General features: G+C 32.9%; 14 protein-coding genes. 7 read left to right on the top strand and 7 right to left on the bottom strand.

Translation table 11 applies throughout. From position 1 onward, the window contains the following. Window positions 1-57: 57 nt before the first annotated feature. Together HYN86_RS05560 and HYN86_RS05555 are read right to left on the bottom strand one after the other, a co-directional pair. Window positions 58-597, bottom strand: a complete 540-nt coding sequence (locus HYN86_RS05560) for a 3-hydroxyanthranilate 3,4-dioxygenase (protein WP_113677141.1) — start codon at window positions 595-597, stop codon at window positions 58-60. Between the two features lie 129 nt (window positions 598-726). After that, window positions 727-1,824 carry an endonuclease/exonuclease/phosphatase family protein gene (locus HYN86_RS05555; RefSeq protein ID WP_113679864.1) on the bottom strand — a complete coding sequence of 366 codons (1,098 nt, stop codon included), beginning with the start codon at window positions 1,822-1,824 and terminating at the stop codon, window positions 727-729. 228 nt (window positions 1,825-2,052) lie between these two features. Here HYN86_RS05555 and HYN86_RS05550 point away from each other — a divergent pair, with 228 nt between their 5' ends. The 4 genes from HYN86_RS05550 (at window position 2,053) to HYN86_RS05535 (ending at window position 7,189) form a co-directional block, all read left to right on the top strand. Then, window positions 2,053-2,952 carry a S66 peptidase family protein gene (locus HYN86_RS05550; RefSeq protein ID WP_113679863.1) on the top strand — a complete coding sequence of 300 codons (900 nt, stop codon included), beginning with the start codon at window positions 2,053-2,055 and terminating at the stop codon, window positions 2,950-2,952. A gap of 145 nt (window positions 2,953-3,097) precedes the next feature. After that, window positions 3,098-3,469: a YraN family protein gene (locus tag HYN86_RS05545; RefSeq protein ID WP_113677140.1), complete on the top strand. Its 372-nt coding sequence runs from the start codon at window positions 3,098-3,100 to the stop codon at window positions 3,467-3,469. A 116-nt stretch (window positions 3,470-3,585) separates the two neighbouring features. Next, the gene (locus HYN86_RS05540) at window positions 3,586-4,242 is read left to right on the top strand and encodes a hypothetical protein (protein WP_008466087.1); all 657 of its coding nucleotides are present in this window, start codon (window positions 3,586-3,588) and stop codon (window positions 4,240-4,242) included. Window positions 4,243-5,041: 799 nt separating this feature from the next. After that, window positions 5,042-7,189, top strand: a complete 2,148-nt coding sequence (locus HYN86_RS05535) for a glycoside hydrolase family 97 protein (protein ID WP_113679862.1) — start codon at window positions 5,042-5,044, stop codon at window positions 7,187-7,189. A 67-nt stretch (window positions 7,190-7,256) separates the two neighbouring features. On the opposite strand, the gene HYN86_RS05530 is transcribed toward HYN86_RS05535, so the two are convergent. The 3 genes from HYN86_RS05530 to HYN86_RS05520 form a co-directional block, all read right to left on the bottom strand. Further along, window positions 7,257-7,811 (bottom strand): DUF5683 domain-containing protein, encoded by a 555-nt coding sequence (locus tag HYN86_RS05530; protein ID WP_113677139.1) that lies wholly within the window; start codon window positions 7,809-7,811, stop codon window positions 7,257-7,259. Window positions 7,812-8,004: 193 nt separating this feature from the next. Next, window positions 8,005-11,370, bottom strand: coding sequence for a transcription-repair coupling factor (gene mfd / locus HYN86_RS05525; protein WP_113677138.1), 3,366 nt, complete (start codon window positions 11,368-11,370; stop codon window positions 8,005-8,007). Continuing rightward, window positions 11,363-11,971 carry a hypothetical protein gene (locus HYN86_RS05520; RefSeq protein WP_113677137.1) on the bottom strand — a complete coding sequence of 203 codons (609 nt, stop codon included), beginning with the start codon at window positions 11,969-11,971 and terminating at the stop codon, window positions 11,363-11,365. Before HYN86_RS05520 ends, mfd begins: the two co-directional genes overlap by 8 nt. A 353-nt stretch (window positions 11,972-12,324) precedes the next feature. Here HYN86_RS05520 and HYN86_RS05515 point away from each other — a divergent pair, with 353 nt between their 5' ends. Together HYN86_RS05515 and HYN86_RS05510 are read left to right on the top strand one after the other, a co-directional pair. After that, window positions 12,325-13,263, top strand: coding sequence for an L-threonine 3-dehydrogenase (locus HYN86_RS05515; RefSeq protein WP_113677136.1), 939 nt, complete (start codon window positions 12,325-12,327; stop codon window positions 13,261-13,263). Window positions 13,264-13,444: 181 nt separating this feature from the next. After that, a complete protein-coding gene (locus HYN86_RS05510; protein WP_113679861.1) occupies window positions 13,445-14,644 on the top strand; it encodes a DUF418 domain-containing protein in 1,200 nt (399 codons plus the stop codon). Between the two features lie 85 nt (window positions 14,645-14,729). Here the strand turns inward: HYN86_RS05510 and HYN86_RS05505 are convergent, their stop codons facing one another. Together HYN86_RS05505 and HYN86_RS05500 are read right to left on the bottom strand one after the other, a co-directional pair. Further along, on the bottom strand, window positions 14,730-16,610 hold the full coding sequence (locus HYN86_RS05505) for a M1 family metallopeptidase (RefSeq protein ID WP_113677135.1): 1,881 nt from the start codon (window positions 16,608-16,610) through the stop codon (window positions 14,730-14,732). A gap of 64 nt (window positions 16,611-16,674) precedes the next feature. Beyond that, on the bottom strand, window positions 16,675-18,312 hold the full coding sequence (locus HYN86_RS05500; protein WP_113677134.1) for a S8 family peptidase: 1,638 nt from the start codon (window positions 18,310-18,312) through the stop codon (window positions 16,675-16,677). Window positions 18,313-18,611: 299 nt separating this feature from the next. Here HYN86_RS05500 and HYN86_RS05495 point away from each other — a divergent pair, with 299 nt between their 5' ends. Beyond that, window positions 18,612-21,833: a T9SS type A sorting domain-containing protein gene (locus tag HYN86_RS05495; RefSeq protein WP_113677133.1), complete on the top strand. Its 3,222-nt coding sequence runs from the start codon at window positions 18,612-18,614 to the stop codon at window positions 21,831-21,833. The last annotated feature ends 19 nt before the right edge of the window (window positions 21,834-21,852 follow it).

The raw sequence follows: 21,852 nt of genomic DNA, 5'->3' as shown, positions 1-21,852 counted from the left end.
TTAATACAAACATACAAAAAAATCACATATAGATGTGATTTATGTGGTTTTTCATTTTTACTTCTTCGCCGTAAATCTTGGATCAGTTTCCATTACTGTTCCACATTTATCGCATGTTCTTAGTTCTTCTGAATTGTAGAAATGCTCAAAATGAGGAAGGAAATCTTTCTCGATATTGTGCAATTCAAAATATACTTCGTAAAGCTTGTGATTGCAGTTATCGCAATGCCATAGCAACCCATCTGTATACCCTTTTCCAGCACGTTTACGTTCAATAACTAATCCAATAGAACGTTCTGAGCGAACTGGAGAATGCGGTACTTTAGCAGGATGCAAATACATATCACCGGCATTTAATTCCATTTCCTTTCGTTCACCATCTTCTTGAATAACGACTTTTATACTACCTTCTAACTGATAAAAAAGTTCTTCTGTTTCATTATAATGATAATCTTTTCGAGCATTTGGCCCTGCGACAATCATTACGATATAATCTCCAGAATCAACATATAAATTTTTATTTCCAACGGGCGGTTTTAATAAATGACGGTTTTCGTCAATCCATTGTGTCAGGTTAAAAGGTTTTGCTATAGCCATTTTTTTAAATACTAAATTGTGAAAAGCTAAGTTAGTGAAAAGTTTTCAGTCGTTAGTTAGTATTCAGTCTCAGTCACAGTTTTCAATTGGAAGTGTGACTGAAAACTGAGACTGAGACTGAGACTGAAATTACTGAAACTCTTTTATCAAATAAATATATACTGGAAAATGATCACTAAAACCAGCCTCGGATACTGTATTTCGAAGCGGATAACCTTTGTATTGTCCTGAAGTCTGAATAAGATACTGTGCTTTAAAAATTCTTGCTTTCCAAAAATTAAATGTTGAAAAATCATTTTTCAGAAAAGATTCCGTCATGATAATCTGGTCGAATATATTCCAGGAATCTCTAAATGCAATTGTTCCCATTCCTTTATTTGCCATTTCTTCAAACGGATTAAAAACGCCAAATTCTGGAACTTCAGCTTTTTTTCCTTTTGCTCCTAAACCAGTTTTGACACTATTATTCAAAGGTCCGTCATTCAAATCGCCCATTGTCAAAACTTTTGCTCTCGGATTAATCTGCTGTAAAGAATCGATAATTTTGCGGTTTAATTTTCCTGCTGCTTCCCGAAATAAACTAGTAGCTTTTTCACCGCCAGATCGTGAAGGCCAGTGATTCACAATAATATGTATTTCTTCATCTTCTAAAAAACCTGAAACCAAAAGCTGGTCTCTGGTAAAAACACGATTATTGTTTTCCTTTTTTACTTCGACATCATCATCCAAAACTTCCAAAATTTCTTCTTTCTTTTCGATATTCTTTTTATAAATAATTAAAGGAATATTTGAAAAAGAAACTGGCCGAAAATATTTTTTCTGATAAAGTAAGGCAACGTCAATTCCTCGCTTATCTGGCGAATCGAAATGAACAATTCCCAGATCGAACTGCTGCAGTTTTGGTTCTTTAATTAAATCTTCTAAAACACCGCGATTTTCAATTTCACAACCTCCAATTATAATTGGCGCATTTGAATTTTCTGGCGTACCAATTTCAGATAAAACTCTTGCTAGATTTTTTAATTTTTGCTGATACTTTTCCGTTGTCCAATGCTGTGCTCCATTTGGTGTCCATTCATCATCATTTGTAAATGCATCATTTACTGTGTCATATAAATTCTCAAAATTGTAAAATGCTACCGTGTGTATTTTATATTTTTTGGATTGAGAATAAACTTGAAAGGAATTAAAGATAATTATCAAAAAACTAATCTTAATGAACTGCATAAATTTTATTTTTAAAAAGTTCAATATTAAGCATTTTATTTAATTGTAAGAAAATTCAAATAATTTTAACCTCTAAATTTTTTATATTTGTGTTTCATACAAAAAATGAAAAAGCAATTAATTATGAAAATGAAAAACCCTTTCTTCAATAAAAAACACTTTGTTCTTTATAAAATCGCATTTCTTACTTTTGCTTTTCAATCATTCACTTGTCAATCTCAACAAAACATGATAACACCACCTTATTTACAAAAAGGAGATACTGTAGCTCTTTTGGCAACAGCCAGAAAAAATATCGACGACAATTTAAAACCAACTATAGATTTACTGCACAGCTGGGGCTTAGAAGCCGTAGTTGGAAGCACAATCGGATTAGACTATCATCAATTGGCAGGAACAGATGAGCAGAGAGCAGCCGATTTTCAAAAACAATTAGACAATCCGAACATTAAAGCTATTTGGTGCGTTCGCGGCGGGTACGGAACCGTTAGAATGTTAGATTTATTAGATTTTACCAAATTCAAACAACATCCAAAATGGGTTATTGGTTTTAGTGATGTTACTGTTTTGCACAACCATTTGAATACAATGGGTTATAAATCTATTCACGGTATTATGCCCGTAACTGTTACTAGAGCAACTCCAGACGCAGTGAGTTCGTTAAAAGCAAGTTTGTTTGGCGAACCAATTTCATATTCTATCAGTCCAACTACAATGAATCGTTTAGGAAGCGCTACTGGGGAATTAGTCGGCGGTAATCTTTCTATTTTATACAGTTTATTGGGCTCTCCCTCGGCGATTGACTGCAGGGATAAAATTCTATTTATCGAAGATTTAGATGAATATCTTTATCATATCGATCGTATGATGATGAATTTGAAACGAAATGGATGTATCGAGAATCTAAAAGGAATTATCATTGGAGGTATGACAAGTATGAAGGACAATGAAGTTCCGTGGGGAAAAAATGCATTGGAAATTATTGATGATGTGACAAAAAAATATAATATTCCAGTAATTTTTAATTTCCCAGCCGGCCACATTCGAGATAATCGAGCTTTAATTATGGGAAATACCATTTCTATGGAAGTTACTGCTTCTGGAAGTACTGTTACTTTTAAAAAATAATACCACCGAAACCTAGTAAGGAAACTCAAGAATACCACATAAAAAATCTCGCAAAGACGCGAAGCCGCCAAGTTAAATACTCTTAGCGGCTTCGCGTCTTTGCGTGCAAATAACCTGAAACCTAAAACTTGAAACAAAAAAGAACATGGCAGAACATAATGATTTAGGAAAATTAGGAGAAGATCTCGCAGTGGCACATCTAGAAGAAAACGATTATAAAATTATAGAACGAAATTATGTCTTTCAAAAAGCCGAAATAGATATAATCGCTCAAAAAGGTTCCATTTTAGCAATTATTGAAGTTAAAACGCGTTCGAGTTTAGACTTTGGTTCTCCGCAGGATTTTGTCAAGCCAAAAAAGATCCAATTACTTATTAAAGCAGTAAATGCCTACATAAACGATAGGGAAAAGGATTATTGTGAAGATATTGAAATCCGTTTTGACATCGTTGCCATCCATAAAAACAGCGAATCATTTGCAATTGAACACCTTACCGACGCATTTTATCATTTTTAACATAATTTTTTATTGTTATAATTGTAACAATTTGTTTTTTTATTTATATTTGCAAAGATTTATAACATCGCAATGTTAAATTAACAACCAACCGAATACAAAAAAAAAAAAGAATTATGAAAACTGTTTCTTCTATTGTAGAAAACTACATTAAAACAAAACCATTTTTATTAAATGCACTATCGCTCGGAATTATTAACCTAACTTCACTTTCGCGAAATATTATGACCGAATTGGAAAGTGAGTTTGGAAAAGAAGTAAAACAAGGCGCTGTTGTAATGTCTTTAAAACGACTTACGGAAGAACTAGATTTTAAACTAAACCACAAAATCAATAAAGTAATTAAAAATATCGGTGAAATTACGGTTCGTTCTGAACTGACAGATTACACTTTTGCAGCTTCTGAAACTGTTCTGAACAAACAAGCCGATTTAATTTCTGACATTAATGCTTTATCTGATATTTTCTATACCTCATCTCGTGGTGTAAACGAGACTAATATCGTTGTCAGCAGCAGTGTAAATCACTTAGTTGAAAAACACTTTATGAGAGAAAAATTAATTCAAAAATTAGATAACTTAGCATCGATTACTGTAAAATTACCAAAAGAAAACATTGTTGTTCCTGGTATTTATTACTTCATTTTCCAGCGTTTAGCTTGGGAAGGAATTATTATAAATGAGGTCATTTCGACTTCAAATGAATTTACAATTTTAGTTGGAGAAGATCAGGTTGATGTTGCTTTTAAAGTAATTAAAGATTTAAAAAACTAATTCGATTCCATAGTATATAAGAATCATTTTTTTGATTCTCTTAATCATAATCCTTTTGTCTCTTTACTTAAGACAAAAGGATTTTTTTTGAAATAGCATCACCTTTTTCAGCCTATTTTCATTTATATCAAATAAGAATATTCTCAAAAGTCAATCTCTAAATAAAATTTTATTTTGCAAAAGCGTCAATCTGACACTTACTTTCTTCAAGGGCACCCGCAGGTTAAAATTGAGTGTTTTACTTAAAAAAGTGTTTAAAAATATGAATTAAGTTTTTTTAGATATAATTATTTGAGAATAATATTTTTATATATTTGTGAAAATTATTTTAATAAACCTAATATTTGATATCTAACATATCATTCTAATCAATAAAAGCGAATTATTTTTTATTGAAGAAGAAATAAAAATGAGTTGACAAGTGAATCAGTAAGAAATCAGAATTTCTATATAAGCAGAAACCAATAAGCAAAGCAGTTTGAATCTATAAAAGTTGTTTTAACTTCATAAAGAAAATTATCTAACCAAAACCACAATAATGCCATTAAAATCACTCTTAGGAGTGATTTTTTTTGTTATTTAAAAATGAAAACTGAATTTTAGAAATTACTTTCAAAAAAAGTACTACAAAAACAGAAAAGTTTTTCTCATCATTCTTCTAACAATTACTTTAAATGTAAAAATCCAGCCTTTTCAATATATAATATTGGAAAAATTAATATTCCAATGCAACTTTAAAAGCTAAATTTGCACAAAACAAAAAAACATGAATTTTCAATTCCAAAAATCATTACTTCAAATGAATTTTAGCAAAAAAACAGCATTTTTATTTTTTATCCTTTTCAATACATTTTGGCTTAGGGCACAAGAAATAACTTCGCCAGACAAAAATCTTTCTTTAAAATTTGAATTAAAAGAAGGCGGCATTCCGTCTTACCAATTGTCATATAAACAAAAAGCAGTTATAAAACCGAGTTCTTTAGGTTTAGAACTTCAAAATATGCCTTCGTTTTTGGATGGCTTTACTGTAACAAATACAGCGCAATCTTCTGTTGATGAAAATTGGAATCCGATTTTAGGCGAAGAAAAAACAATTCGCAATCATTACAACGAATTAGTTGTCACTTTAGCTCAGGCAAAAAACAACAATAGATTTATTCGCATTCGTTTCCGTTTGTTCAACGACGGATTGGGATTTAGATATGAATTTCCGAAACAAAATGACCTAAATTATTTTGTAATTAAAGAAGAACGTTCTCAGTTTAATTTGGCTGGAAATCATAAAATTTTCTGGATTCCAGGAGATTATGATACCAACGAGTACGCGTATACAACGTCAAAAATTTCAGAGATTCCGTCGTTGATGAAAAAAGCTACGATCGAAATCAATGCACAGCAGCCAATAAAGGAACTATCTGTTCAAACTCCTTCAATGATGAAATCTGATGATGGTTTATACATCAACATTCACGAAGCGGGATTGATCAATTATCCGGCAATGTACCTTGAAGTTGATGCTGTAAACAACAAAATGGTAAGTCATTTGGCGCCAGATGCTGTTGGTGCAAAAGGTTATATGCAGACAGATGCACAATCGCCTTGGAGAACTATTGTTGTAAGCGACAAAGCAACAGATATTTTGGCTTCAAAATTAATTCTGAATTTGAATGATCCAACAAGTTATAAAGATGTTTCCTGGATTAAACCTGTAAAATACATCGGGATTTGGTGGGAATATTTCGTAGCAGGAAAAAGTACATGGGCTTTCGGAAAAGAAAACAACGTAAAAATGACGGATGACTTTACGAAACTTACGCCAAACGGAAAACACGGTGCCACAACAGAACGTGCCAAAGAATACATTGATTTTGCTTCTAAAAACGGTTTTGATGCCATTCTAATCGAAGGCTGGAACATTGGCTGGGAAGACTGGATTGGTAATTGGAAAGAAGATGTTTTTGACTATGTAACGGCTTATCCTGATTTCGACGTAAAAGCAGTTCACCAATATGCGGCTTCAAAAGGTGTAAAAATTATCATGCACCACGAAACTTCGGGATCTGCAACCAATTATGAACGTCGTTTAGATCGTGCATTTCAGTTTATGAATGACAACGGTTATGATGCTGTAAAAACAGGTTATGTGGGGCAGATTATTCCGCGTGGCGAACATCATGACGGACAATGGATGGTCAATCATTATATTAATGTTGCCAAACGTGCTGCCGACTATAAAATCATGGTTAACAGTCACGAAGCAGTTCGTCCAACAGGTTTAAACCGAACTTTTCCTAATTGGATTGCTCAGGAATCTGCGCGTGGAACAGAGTTTGAATCTATGGGAGGTTTAGCACCAGATCATACTACAATTTTGCCATTTACTCGTTTAATGGGAGGTCCAATGGATTATACACCTGGAATTTTCCAAACTGATCTTTCATATTATGGAACAGGAAGTTCACAACGAGTGAATACTACTTTGGTAAAACAATTGGCTTATTATGTTACGATGTACAGTCCGTTGCAAATGGCTGCGGATATTCCTGGGAATTACGAGCGTTTTCCAGATGCATTTCAATTCATCAAAGACGTTGCTGTAGATTGGGACAACAGTTATATTTTGGAAGCTGAACCTGGAGATTACATTACAATTGCCCGAAAAGCAAAAGGTAAAAACGAATGGTTTATTGGAGGTATTACAGATGAAAATGCAAGAACAGCCAACATTTCATTTGATTATTTACCTGCCGGAAAAAATTTCATCGCTACCATTTATGCCGATGCAAAAGAAGCAAATTGGAACAAAAATCCGCAGAAATATACCGTGACTAAAGTTATCGTAAACTCAAAAAGCAAATTGAAACAGTATTTAGCTCCGGGTGGAGGTACTGCAATCAGCATTAAAGAAGGAAATGCTGCAGAATTAAAAGGATTGAAAAAGTTGTAAAATTTCACAACAAATTATAATAAAAAAAAGGAACTCTATTTTAGAAAAGAGTTCCTTTTTCTATTTTTTAGAAAGAATAATTCAGGGCAAACCCAAAATCATTTTGTGATGTAATATCATTTTTTATGACTGCCGGTTTAAATGCCAATTTTTCGTCAACATTAAACTGCGATAGTGACGCATCGATGTTGGCATCAATAATATTTAAAATATAAAACCCAACAATAAATAAGGCTGATAAATCTCTATTTCTTTGAAATTGTTTTTGAGCAGAAATCAATTGACTTTCACTTAAACCAGCCAAAAATTCCGAACCGCTTTCAGTCCCTCCTAATCTATTTTTATATTCATCTCGATACAAATTGTATTTTTTTTGATTATCAAAATACAAATAAGTACTCGTTCCTATTGCTCCATAAACCAAAGGAACTTTCCAATATTTTTTATTATAAATCTGCCCTAGACCTGGTAAAACAGCTGAAAAAAACGCGGCTTTTGAAGGACGAAGCGGATCAATTTCTACTGATTTAATTGAATCATTTGAAATAATAATGTCTTTTTCTTGAGCGAAAATTGAAGTTAATCCAAAAAATAGAAATAGAACGATAAGTCGATTCTGCATATAAAAAGTGGCTTTGAAAATTTGGGTCAAAGAAAACTTTTTGTTCTAAGATTTTTCTTAAATAAATTATAAATAAAACTTAAGATTTCTTTTTTCCGGCAATTTCACAGAGCCTCCAAATTAATTTTACCACAGATTAAAGGATTAAAATGATTTTCTAATATTTGAGAATCTATTTAATCTGTGGCAAAATTTATTCCTCAAACAACTCCATTAATTCCAAAGCTCTTTTGATTGACTTTACATTATCAAAAGTAAGTAGCAAACGTAATCCGTTTACGGTTTGTTTTTCTTTCATTTTGCAAAGATTACTATGCTTCTGAACAAAATTCAAAACATTTCTAAATTTCACCGATTGATAATAATCAGATTGCTGATCTGAAACGAAATAGCCAATCATTTTGCCTTGTTTCAAAACCAATTTTTCGATTCCAACACGGGTTGCAATCCATTTTATGCGGATGCTGTTTAGTAATGAAACCGCTTGTTTTGGCAGCGGTCCGAAACGGTCAATTAGTTTTCTTTCGAATTCCTGTAAGCCAGCTTCATCTTTTATAGCGCCTAATTCGTTGTATAAAACCAAACGTTCAGAAACGTTATTGATGTATTCATCTGGGAATAAAAGCTCAAAATCGGCATCGATTTGAATGTCTTTTACGTATTCTTTTGTATCGATATTATTTTCTTCTGGATATAAATCTTTGAATTCGTTTTCCTTCAATTCTTCAATGGCTTCATTCATGATTTTTTGGTAGGTATCAAAACCAATTTCGTTTATGAAACCACTTTGTTCTCCCCCTAATAAATCTCCGGCACCACGAATTTCAAGATCTTTCATCGCAATGTTAAAACCGCTTCCCAATTCGCTGAATTGTTCCAACGCCTGAATACGTTTTCTGGCATCTTCCGTCATTGATGAATACGGCGGACAAATGAAATAACAGAATGCTTTTTTGTTGCTTCGCCCTACTCGACCGCGCATTTGATGCAGATCTGACAATCCGAAGTTATTGGCATTATTAATGAAAATTGTGTTCGCATTTGGAACGTCCAAACCACTTTCTATAATTGTTGTTGCCACCAAAACATCAAAATCTCCATTCATGAAACCTAACATCAACTCCTCTAGTTTTGCTCCGTCCATTTGCCCGTGACCAATTCCTACTCTTGCATTTGGAACCAAACGCTGAATCATTCCTGCCACTTCTTTAATATTTTCGATTCGGTTATTGATGAAGAAAACCTGTCCGTTTCTCTGAATTTCATACGAAATTGCATCACGAATTACTTCTTCATTAAAACCAACAACATTGGTTTCAATAGGATAACGATTTGGCGGAGGCGTTGTAATTACAGACAAATCTCTCGCCGCCATTAAAGAGAATTGTAAAGTTCTCGGAATTGGCGTTGCTGTTAATGTCAAAATATCAACATTAGCCGCAATAGTTTTTAATTTATCTTTTACGTTAACTCCAAACTTTTGTTCCTCATCAACAATCAACAAACCTAAGTCTTTAAAAACCACATTTTTATTGACTAATTGATGAGTTCCAATTACGATATCTAGTTTTCCTTCGGCTAAATCTTTTAAAGTCTGCGCTTTTTGTTTTGCCGTTCTAAATCGGTTTAAGTAACCTATTGAAACCGGCATATCTTTTAAACGCTCCGAGAAAGTTCTGAAATGCTGATAAGCCAAAATAGTCGTCGGAACCAAAACAGCCACTTGTTTGCTATTATCAACCGCTTTAAAAGCAGCGCGAATGGCAACTTCTGTTTTTCCGAAACCAACGTCACCGCAAACCAAACGATCCATTGGGCGATCGCTTTCCATATCAGCTTTTACTTCTGCCGTTGATTTGGTTTGATCTGGCGTATCTTCATAAATAAACGAACTTTCTAATTCATTCTGCAGATAACTGTCCGGCGCAAATTGGAAACCTTTTTCTAAACGACGTTTCGCATACAACTGAATTAAATTGAATGCAATATGTTTGACACGCGCTTTGGTTTTTTGTTTTAAAATTTTCCAGGCGTTCGATCCTAATTTGTAGATTTTCGGCGGTGTGCCGTCTTTTCCGTTGTATTTTGAAATTTTATGAAGCGAGTGAATGCTCACATACACAATATCATTATCAGCATAAACCAGTTTTATGGCTTCCTGCGTTTTTCCTTCAACCTGAATTTTCTGCAAGCCGCCAAATTTCCCAATTCCGTGATCAATGTGTGTTACATAATCACCAACCGAAAGCGCTGTTAATTCTTTAAGCGTAATATTCTGTTTTTTTGAATAGCCGTTTTTAATGTTGAATTTATGATAACGCTCAAAAATCTGGTGATCGGTGTAAGCGGTTATCTGATTTTCTTCATCTATAAAACCTTGATATAAAGGCAGTACAATTGTATTATACTGTTTTCTGATATTCTCAGAATTCGCTTCATCCAGCGATTCAAAAATATCATGAAAACGTTTGGCCTGCGTTTCATTCGAACAGAACAAATAATTTTTATATCCGTTAAAATGATTATCGCTCAAATTATTCAGCAATAAATCAAATTGTTTGTTGAAAGAAGGCTGAGGCTGAATATGAAATTCGAATTTTTTAGTGGTTTTGAAGATTGGTTTTGAAGCCAATTCGACAATCGAAAAATCTAAAGCGCGTTTGATAAACGAAGCCTGATTTAAAAATAATTGTTCTGGCTGGGCGTGCTTTATTTCTCCCGAAAGTTTCGAAAAAGCTTCTTCTGCCCTTGCAAATTGTTTGTCTAACTGACTGAAAAGTCCGTCAGTATTTTGAATAAAAATGACTGTTTTCTCCGCAATATAATCTAAAAAACTTTCTCGATTTTCCTGAAATACCTTGTTTTCGACATTCGGGATAATCGTGATTTTTTTATGTGTTTCAACAGAAAGCTGTGTTTCTACATCAAAACTTCTGATGCTGTCTACTTCATTTCCGAAAAATTCAATTCTGTACGGATGATCATTTGAAAAAGAGAAGACATCGACAATTCCTCCGCGAACCGAAAATTCGCCGGGTTCTGTGATAAAATCTACTCTCTTGAATTCATATTCGAACAAAACTTCATTAATAAAATCAATTGAAATTTTATCGTTTAGAGAAACTTTTAAAGTGTTTTTATCCAATTGCTGGCGCGTCACTACTTTCTCAAAAAGCGCTTCTGGATACGTAACAATTATGGCTGGTTTTTTTCTGGAATTTATTCTGTTTAAAACCTCAGCGCGAAGCAGAACATTTGCATTATCAGTTTCATCAACTTGATAGGGACGACGGAATGAAGCGGGATAAAACAATACATCCTGCTCGCCAATCATCTGCTCCAAATCATTTAGGTAATACGCGGCTTCTTCTTTATTTTCTAAAACAATTAAAAAAGGCAGTTCGGTTTTTTTAAAAACAGAGCGGACAACAAATGAAACTGCAGATCCCAGCAAGCCGCTAAGATGCATTTTTATCTGATTCCCTTCCAGTAAATTTGATGCAATCTGTTGTGCTTTAGGCAGATTGTCATATATCGTATATAGGGCGTTTTTACTCAATTTTTGGTGTGTTTTGATCTAATGGCGGCGCAGAACTCGGGATTGCGCGCGTTGTGTCTAACATTTTAAGGAAATCGGCCTCTCCTTCTTCTTTTGGAATTTTAGCTTTTTCAACAATTTTATCCATTTGTCTCTCCAGAGAAATCAATTCTTTGTTGATTTCCTGAACTAAAAAAACCACCTTATCATCTGGAATCTTGTTCAAATGAATAAAAAGATCCAGCATTTTTATTTTAGTAATTAAAATAGAAATACGGCTTCTTATTTGAGGCAGATTAAATTCTGGCGGAATATTATTATTTAAAGCCATTGCCTTCTTAGAAATAGCTCTTGACTTTTTCTGAAATGCTCCAATTGTCTTTCTTGGCTTATCGCCAATCTCTTTAATAAACTCAAGCCATTCTGTCCACGAGTTTAATTTTTGTTCTGAAATTTCATTAATCGGCTCATCAATAAATGTCCAGCCTTTATTTATATTATTAAAAATAACTTCTTTCTTTTTTGCTTCTTTTGCATTTTCTGCACGACGTTTTTCATCTGCGTTCTGGCAGGAATACATTGCGGTAAATAAAAGTAGAAGAAGAGATATTTTATATTTCATTTGGTAAAACATTAAGCTGCAAAGTTACAAAGTAAATTTACAATTACGAATTCTGATTTACTGCTAAAGAATCTGTAAATCATTGTTGTTTTTTGCTCGTAAATTTAACCGCAGAGTTTCATATTTTATAGTAAGTTTAGAATAGATAAAGATCTCAGAACTAATTCAACATATAGCATTTGCAAACTTTATGTTTTTAAAAAATGCCTAATTAAAAAAACGCCGCGATTAAATTTTTATTTCGTGAATTATCCAACAAACAAACTTTTTCATTATTGAATTTATAAATTTTACTTCTAAAAAACGCATGTAATTGCGAAAACGTTATATTTGTGTCTCTAAATCATTAAAAAATGAATCCTAAAATATTGATCATTGGCGCCTGCGGTCAGATTGGAACTGAGCTGACGCAAAAACTGCGCAAATTATACGGAACCGAAAATGTAATCGCTTCTGATATTCGAAAATTAAATACTGATGTTGTTAATTCGGGACCTTTTGAAGTGGTCAATGCTTTAGATTTTAATCAAATTGAACATTTAGTAGAAGTTCACAAAATTACAGATGTGTATTTGATGGCGGCACTTTTGTCTGCAACAGCTGAAAAAAATCCAGCTTTTGCGTGGGATTTGAATATGAATTCACTTTTCCATGTTTTGAATTTAGCGAAGGCAAAAAAAATTCAGAAGATTTTCTGGCCTTCAAGTATTGCAGTTTTCGGTCCGACAACTCCAAAAGAAAATACGCCTCAATATACTGTAATGGAACCTTCAACAGTTTACGGAATCAGCAAACAAGCGGGCGAAAGATGGTGCGAGTATTACCATAATATTTATGGTGTTGATGTTCGCAGTATTCGTTATCCAGGGTTAATCAGCTGGTCTACTCCTCCAGGCGGCGGAACTACAGATTACGCTGTTGATATTTTTTATAAGGCTATTGCCGATAAAAAATACGAATGCTTTTTATCATCAGAAACCAAAATGCCAATGATGTATATGGATGATGCGATCGATGCAACGATTAAAATTATGCAGGCACCAGAAGATCAAATAAAAATACATTCGTCTTATAATTTGGCTGCAATGAGTTTTACTCCGACAGAAATTGCTGCAGAAATTAAAAAACATATTCCTGAATTCGAAATTACGTACAATCCAGATTTCCGTCAGAAAATTGCGGACAGCTGGCCGGCAAGTATTGACGATTCATCTGCCAGAGAAGACTGGAATTGGAATCATAAATTTGATTTAGAATCTATGACAAAAGATATGATTGAGCATTTGAGCTAATCGTAAACCCATATAATAAAGTATTAAAGCGTGTTACTCTAAAAGTATTTTAGAATAACACGCTTTTATATATTCAGATAAGAATTGTTGGTTGCATAATTTCTTTACATTTGATTGCGTTTACTTATTTTCAAGTTTATTCAAAAATCATCAATCAAATCACAACAAAAACATCAATCAAATGACAAATTCTTATCATCCTGTCGAACAAAGCAAAAGAACTGCAATTGTCGACATTCTTCGAGGCTGGGCTATACTGGGAGTAGCTATTGGCAATTATTCTGATTTTTTACACATTGGTGTAGAGCAAAAAAACAATAGCAGCAGTCTTATATCAGACATCTTGTTTTATTTTAACCGCTATTTTTTCGCGGCAAAATCCTGGACTTTATTAACCTTATTATTTGGATATGGTTTTGCGATTTTAATTAATAATGTCGCCTCCAAAGGAAAAAATCCTATTACGTTTTTTGCCTGGCGAATGATCTTGCTTTTTATTTTGGCCTTTATCAATTCATCATTTTGGCTCGGAGATATTCTAAAAGATTATGCCTTTTTAGGGTTAGTAATGCTTTTATTTTATAAAAGTTCTGCAAAAACATTAAGCATTATCTGCGCAGTTCTGGTTTTTGCCATTCCTTTTATAATGGCTTATGTGAATGGTTTCAAAATCGAAAATGTTGAAATTACGACAAATCCAGAATACTTAAAACTTTATTATTCAGGAAACTGGCTTGACTTTTTTAGATTTAACCTACTGGCCTCTTTCTACGAACAAATCATTATTCCAGGGTATGCTATTACGGCACATATCGTAATGTTTGCATGCATGTTATTTGGGTTTCTGCTTCAAAAATTAGATTTCTTTAACCGCTTACATGAATTGAAACCTTTATTAAAAAAGACACTTTGGATTAGTTTAGTTACCGCTATTATTATCGGTGTTGGCTTTAATTTAATGATCTTATACAAGGTTGCTCCACTCAAAATCTTTCATCCGCTTTACTGGCTGGTTTTAAGTACTATGATTTTTATCGCAACAGGAATTATCCTGCTTTATATTAACGGCAAATTAAAAACGGTTTTCAGCTATTTTAGTGCTGGTGGTAAAATGACACTTACAAATTATATCGCTCAAAATATTCTGGCTGCTTTTATTTTCTCCGGAATTGGATTCGGAATCGGAAACTCTATGCCTTATTGGTTTTATTTTTCACTAGCTGTTTTTGTATTTATCATTCAATTATTTATAAGTAAATGGTGGCTTTCTAAATACAATTACGGACCAATTGAATGGCTGTGGAGATCTGCCAGTTACAGGGAATTTGTTCCTTTTAAGAAAACGCACTCACAAATTCCTGTTGATATAAAAACAGTATAATTTCTGCATTTTGAATAAACCTGAAACATAAGAAAAGCCCTTAAAACTAAATTTAAGGGCTTTTTTTATAAATATTTTCTAGAAATTATTTCACTTCAAAAACATTATTGGCAGCTTTTACATCAGCCATTAATCCGCTTGGATCTATAGTGATTTTTTTGATTGCCGTTTTGTTTTTATCAATTGTAAAACTATAGTTTTGCTGTGCCCAAGCCCAGTCTTCTAATACAGTTCTTTTTTGAGTTGGATTTGGATTCGGTTTAATGAAATTCATCATTCTTAGCGGAATATAAAAGTTTTCAGAAGTTCCGTCTGCGTAATCTACTTTTAAATCGATTGGCATTGGTATTCTTCCAATTCTTTCCAAAGTTACAGTTGTTTTTCCTGCATTGTCTGCGACATCTTTAATACCGTAATCGATCGTGTTTAATGTTTGTGTCCAATCTATTAAATACCAGTCCAGCTCAGCTCCAGAAACTCTTTCTGCTGATCTTTTGATATCATTTGGAGTTGGATGTTTGAATTTAAAATCGTTGAAATATCTTTTTAATGTCGCATCTACATTTTCTTTTCCAATTACATATTCTAATTGAGAAAGGAAAAGACTTCCTTTAATATAAGATGAAATACTGTACGGACGATTTTCGTCATAACGATCTCCATGCGTACTTTGTGGCTGTTCTTTACCAGAATTTACCAAACTGTAATAAGCAGCGTAATTTCCTTTAAACGGATTTACTTCTTTTTTATCACCTTTCAATTCATTCAAAGCACTGTCTTCGATGTAAGTTGTAAAACCTTCATCCATCCAAGGATGTTTGGATTCGTTTGAAGCCAAAATATGCTGAAACCAAGAGTGCCCTAATTCGTGAGTTGCAGTTCCAAGAATTCCTTCCAGTTTTCCGTTTCCTAACATTAAAGTACACATTGCATACTCCATTCCGCCGTCGCCTCCTTGAATAAATGAGTATTGTTTGTAAGGATAAGCCCCAACTCTTTGGTTGTAATAATCCATAACTTTTACCATTAACGGCTCTAACTGTTTCCAGTTTTCTGCCACTTTTGGAGTGTTTTTATAGAAGAAATGCAAATCAACATCATTTGGCCCTTTTACAATATCATGTGCATATTCTTTGTCTGCTGCCCATGTAAAATCGTGAACATTTGGAGCAATAAAATGCCATGTTAACGTTTTTGTTTTTTTAGGATAAGTAACTGTTACACCAGCATCTTCGTAACCATGTCCAATTGAATTTTTGTCTTGAAGATATCCAGAACCTCCAATTGTATATTCTTTATCAATTGTAATTTTTACGTCAAAATTCCCCCAGACTCCGTGAAACTCTCTCGCGATGTATGGATCTGCGTGCCAGCCTTCAAAATCAAATTCGGCTAATTTTGGATACCATTGCGACATTGAAAGTTCGATTCCTTCAGAATTGTTTCTTCCAGAACGACGAATTTGAACTGGAACTTGTCCGTCAAAATCTAATGTGAAAGTGGTTTTAGAATTTGGCAGAATCGGCTTAGCCAAAGTCACTTCTAAAATAGTTCCTGAAACTCTTGTCTGAGCCGTCGCACCATCTTGTTTGAAGTTTGTGATCTTTAAAAATCCTATTTCATTCGGCTTTAAAGTTTCAATTCGGCTTTGTTTAACATCTTTTCCATCTGCTCCTTTTGTTTTATTTACCATTCTTCCGTCTGGATCTTTAATAAAATGAAGTCGCGCATCCATTTCGCTTCCCGGCTGAAAAGCATTTGGAAACAAATGATAGAATACTTTTCTTAAAGTATCAGATGAATTGTTGGTATAGACCAATTCTTGTTTTCCTTTGTACTGATAGTTTTTTACATCCATCGAAACCTCCATTTTATAATCGGCGTGTTGCTGCCAATATGGAGCGTTTTGGGCAAAAGCTGTCTGTAAACCAAAGCTCAAGAAAGAAAGTAAAATAATTTTTCGCATGTTTATATGTAATAGAAAATGGAAGAGCGTAAACTCTTCCATTAGATTAATAGTATCTTAAACTTTATTTTTTAGACATTTTTTCAGCCATTAATAAAGCATTATAAGCATTTACCATTTTTGCAGTTTTTGATGATTCTGCAGCAGGAACAGCAACTGGTTTTTCATTTGGATTTTCGCTTTTCCCCAAAACAACTTTTGCAGGAAGTGCAACTCCAGATTCCATTAAAATCTTTTTCACCTGAGCGGCCTTTAATTTTGGATAGTATGAACGAATTAACGCTGCTACACCCGCTGCATTTGGAGATGCCATTGACGTTCCTTGCAGATACTTGTATTTATTGTTTGGAACTGTTGCATAAATTTCTTCTCCCGGAGCAAAAACATCTACGTTAATTTTTCCGAAGTTTGAAAATCCTGCAATAACACTTTCTCCATATTCTTTATTAATTGCTCCAATTGTAATTAAATTATCAGCAAATTCTTTTACGTTGTCTTCTGAATCATTTGGATAATTGATGTTTTTTGTCTCATCAATATTATAACCGTCGTTTCCTGCTGCGTGAACAATTAAAACGTCTTTTTTAGCGGCATATTTAATAGCATCGTAAACCCATTGTTTGTGCGGAGAAAAGCTTTTTCCAAAACTTCCGTTAATTACTTTTGCACCATTATCTACTGCGTAGCGAATGGCAAGGGCGATATCTTTATCGTACTCATCTCCGTCTGGCACAGCTCTAACCGTTAAAATTTCAACGTTTGGAGAAGCAACTCCGTCTCCGCCTAAATTATTCCCGCGAATTTGAGCAATGATTCCTGCAACGTGAGTTCCGTGAAGTGCTTTTTCTTTATCTGGACCAAAAACAATATTATTTCCGTAACGATTGTCTTTAATATCTTCTGGATTATCACCTACGATTTTTCTTCCGTCAAATTCTTTATTTAAGTTATAATTTAACTGATCGTATACCTGCTCTTTATATTCACCAAAATCAGCTTCTGGGTCGAAAGTTGATCCAGCATTTGTGAAAATTTGAGTCATTATAGCTTTGCTTCTTGCAACTTTTGGATCTGTTGAAGTTATAGCATTTAAATCTTCAATTTTGTATGTTGTCTTGTTTAGCTCTTTTTTAATTGTATTGTGAACATCAAGTAAAAAATCTACTTGTTGTTTATCTTTTTGAGCTTCTTCGTATTTTTCAGTATATTGAGCCAAAGCTGCCTTATATTCTGCAGAACCGTCGTCTCCTTTTTTAACAACACGTGTCATTTCAAGGTTTTCGTGAACCGCATTTCCTAGGAAATTCCATCCGTTAATGTCATCGATAAATCCATTTTTATCATCATCGATTCCGTTTCCTGGAATTTCTTTGGTATTGGTCCAGATCATTCCTTTTAGATCTTCGTGTTCGATATCTACACCAGAGTCTACAATACCAACAATCACTTTTTTACCTGTTTTACCTTGCAGTAATTCAGTCAAAGCCCTGTCAACACTCATTCCCGGGATAGAATCTTTTACTAAATCCAGATGACTCCATCTTTTTAATTCATTTTCGCTAACGGGTGATTTTTTTACAACTGCTAAAGGAGCCACAATTGGCTGTTTTGGCACTGAATTTTGCGCTTGCAAACTTGCGCTGCAACCTGCTAAAACAAGTAACGCAAACGCAGATAATTTAAGAGGTTTTATATGACTCATGTATCTATAATTATAAGTAAAGTTAAAAGATGGGTCTAAATTATGCTTTTTTGTTACAAAAAACTAACCGTTAACAATGTGTTATGAAATTTTGAATAAAATTATTTAAAATGATGTTACTCACAAACATTTACAAATCAAATTATTACGGTTAACAAATAATAAAAAAATATACTTTAAATAATCTTATTTGTTTCAAAATTAAAAAAACAATAAAATAATACAGCCTTTACGGTTTCACGTAAGGAATACTCACTTAATATTCATACACTTGCGCGACCTAATCATAAACTCAATCTATGAAAACAAAACTACTTTTGTTGCTGTTACTGGCAAATTTTTCTATTTATGCGCAAAACACTGCAATTCCAGACATTAACTTTGAAAAAAGATTAATATTAATGGGAATCGACTCTGGAATTCCAGATGGACAAGTTCTTACTTCAAAAATTTCAGGATTAACATCATTAGATGTCTCCGATAGTTCAATCTCAGATCTTACAGGAATTCAGGCTTTTAAAGATTTGGAAACTTTAAATTGCTACAGTAACCAACTAACGTCTCTAGATTTATCTCAAAATAAATATTTAACAACAATTAATTGTTCTAGAAATGCAATTACGGCTTTAAATACTGCCTCAAATAATGATTTGAGAACTCTTATAGCTTCTTACAACAAACTAACTGTTTTTTCTTTGACACTTAATGATAAGTTAAGACAACTACAAATTAATGACAACCTTATATTCTCTTTAATTGTAAGCAACGCAACTTCATTAGAAGAAATAATTTGTGACAATAACAAGTTAACTTTTTTAAATGTTACTTCAAATCCTGCTTTAAAATCTCTTTCGATCACCGATAATCAACTTTCTTCAATTGAGCTTAAACAAAATCCTTTATTAACAAGTTTAAGCTGCTGGGGAAATAAACTTACAGTGTTAGATGTTTCAAAAAATACAGCTTTAGTTTCTTTGTATTGTGATTTTAACAAAATCACATCTTTGGATCTTTCTAAAAACATCAATCTTGTGGACTTTTCCTGCAAAAGCAATAGTTTGAATGAATTAAATTTAAATAATGGCAACAATAATAAAATAAATAAATCGCAACTTGATTTAACAAACAATCCTAGTTTATCTTGTATAAAAGTTGATAATCCTTCTTATTCTACAGCAAATTGGTATGCTGTATCGAAAGATGCTACAGCAAATTACAGTATTGACTGTAATCAAACTACCCTTATTCCGGATGAGAATTTTGAAAAGGCACTTATCGCATTGGGCTATGACTCAGGTACTGTCGATGGAAAAGTATTAACATCGAAAATCAACACCATAACTTCATTATTTATATACTCAAAAAACATTTCTGATCTTACTGGAATACAAGATTTCAAAGCTCTACAACAACTTAATTGTGCTTCTAATAAACTAACAACAATAGATGTTTCAAATAATGTTAATCTTACATATTTAAGTGTTGACAACAATCTCCTTACAACACTAGATATTTCTAAAAACATTAAATTAGCCAAGTTAAGCTGCTACAGTAATAAACTTACCTCTTTAAATTTAAATTTTACTCCCTTGATAACAGAGCTTACAGTTAATAACAATCTTTTTACCTCTTTGGATGTAAGCAACTTAAAACTATTACGTTACCTGGACATTTCAAACTGTGAGCTACCGTCAATAGACTTAACTAGCAATAAAGATTTAATTTCCTTTCAAGCCTCATCAAATAGATTCACTACACTAAATCTTTCTCAAAATAAAGAATTAATTTACTTAGGATTTAGTTTTAACCTACAGCTTCCATCTATAGATTTAAGTGCAAATACAAAATTAGAGTATTTAATTTCATCTTATACACTAGTTACTAAATTAGACTTAAGCACAAATGTCAATTTAAAAGCATTGACAATTAACAGCAGTCAAATAAGCGAACTGGATCTTAGAAGCAATAAACTTTTAATTGGTTTGTACCTTCAAGGTAATTCGCAATTAAAAAAATTAGATTTAAGAAATGGAAAAAACAGCAACTTACTTGCTAATTATACCTTTATGTCTGGCACTAATGGTTCTCCTTCAACCACATCTTTTAAGAGTAATACGAAATTAACTTGTATAATGGTTGACGATGTTGCTTACTCTGATGCAAATTGGAGCACTTATAAAGATGCAAAAACTAACTTTAGCCTAGACTGTGTAGTATACACTTTAATACCTGATGCCAATTTTGAAGATAAATTAATTGCTCTACAAATTGATAAAGATGGTAAAAATGGAAAAGTAGCCACAGAAAGTATTGCATCAATTACATCATTAGATGTATCATCAAGTTCTATTAAGGATCTTACTGGAATACAGGATTTTACTTCTTTAAAAATATTAAACTGCAGCGCAAACCAATTGACATCTTTAACTCCAGCAAACAATCCTTTATTAACGGAATTGAACTGTTCTTATAATTTACTAACAGTTCTGGATCTTAGCAAAAATCCTTTGTTGACAGCACTAAATGTTTCAACAAATACTTTAAACACTCTTAATGTCAAAAATGGATTCAACACAAATATGGATTGGTTTAGTGTTAATTTTACTCGAAACGCGGCTTTAACTTGTATTCAGGTTGATAATGCAAAATACTCTAACGATACTTGGAACGGAAAATTAGATAAAACTTCCTATTTTACAGAAGATTGTAACACTTTCACACTAATTCCTGACAGCAATTTTGAAGATGAATTAATTGCATTAAAAATTGATATTGATGGTAAAAATGGAAAAGTTTTAACTTCAACAATTGCAGCTGTAAAAGATTTAAATGTACAGCTTAGCGATATTAAAGACTTAACTGGAATTCAAGACTTTACAGCTCTTGAGTTTTTAAACTGTCAATTCAATCTTTTAACTACATTAAATGTATCGAAAAATTTAAAGTTAATCGAATTGTACACCCATGGAAATGACCTTACAACTTTGAATTTATCAGCAAATACAGCTCTAACAACTTTGCAGGCCAACAAAAACAAACTGACTGATTTGGACTTGACTAAAAACAGCAAGTTAACTTATGTAAATGTGATGGAGAATTCTCTAAAAACTTTAAACCTTAAAAATGGTAACAACATCAACTTTACAAGTGCATTATTAAATAAGAACACTGCCTTAACTTGTATTTTGGTTGACAATCCTTCATTAGCCACTTCAAGCAGCGTGTTTTTTAAAGATGCAACAGCATCTTATTCTTCAACATGTTCTTTAGGCCTTGAAGATTCTATCTTCAATAAAGTTGCATTGTATCCAAATCCAACAAAAGGTGAAGTTTACATTAGTAATGTTTCATTAGATAAAGCAACAGTTTACAATTCGTTAGGACAACAGGTAAAATCGTTTATTTTGGATGCATCAAATACAGATAACACAATTAATTTATCTGGTCTTCCAAGAGGAATTTATTATGTGTACTTAATTAATGGAGACGCAGCTTCTGCGAAAAAAGTTATTGTAGAATAATAACTATAAGTAAAATTTA

Origin of the sequence: Flavobacterium fluviale (genome assembly GCF_003312915.1) — a bacterium.
GTDB lineage: Bacteria > Bacteroidota > Bacteroidia > Flavobacteriales > Flavobacteriaceae > Flavobacterium > Flavobacterium fluviale.
Note: the sequence above shows the minus strand (reverse complement) of the source record. Positions and strands in the feature narration are given on the sequence as shown.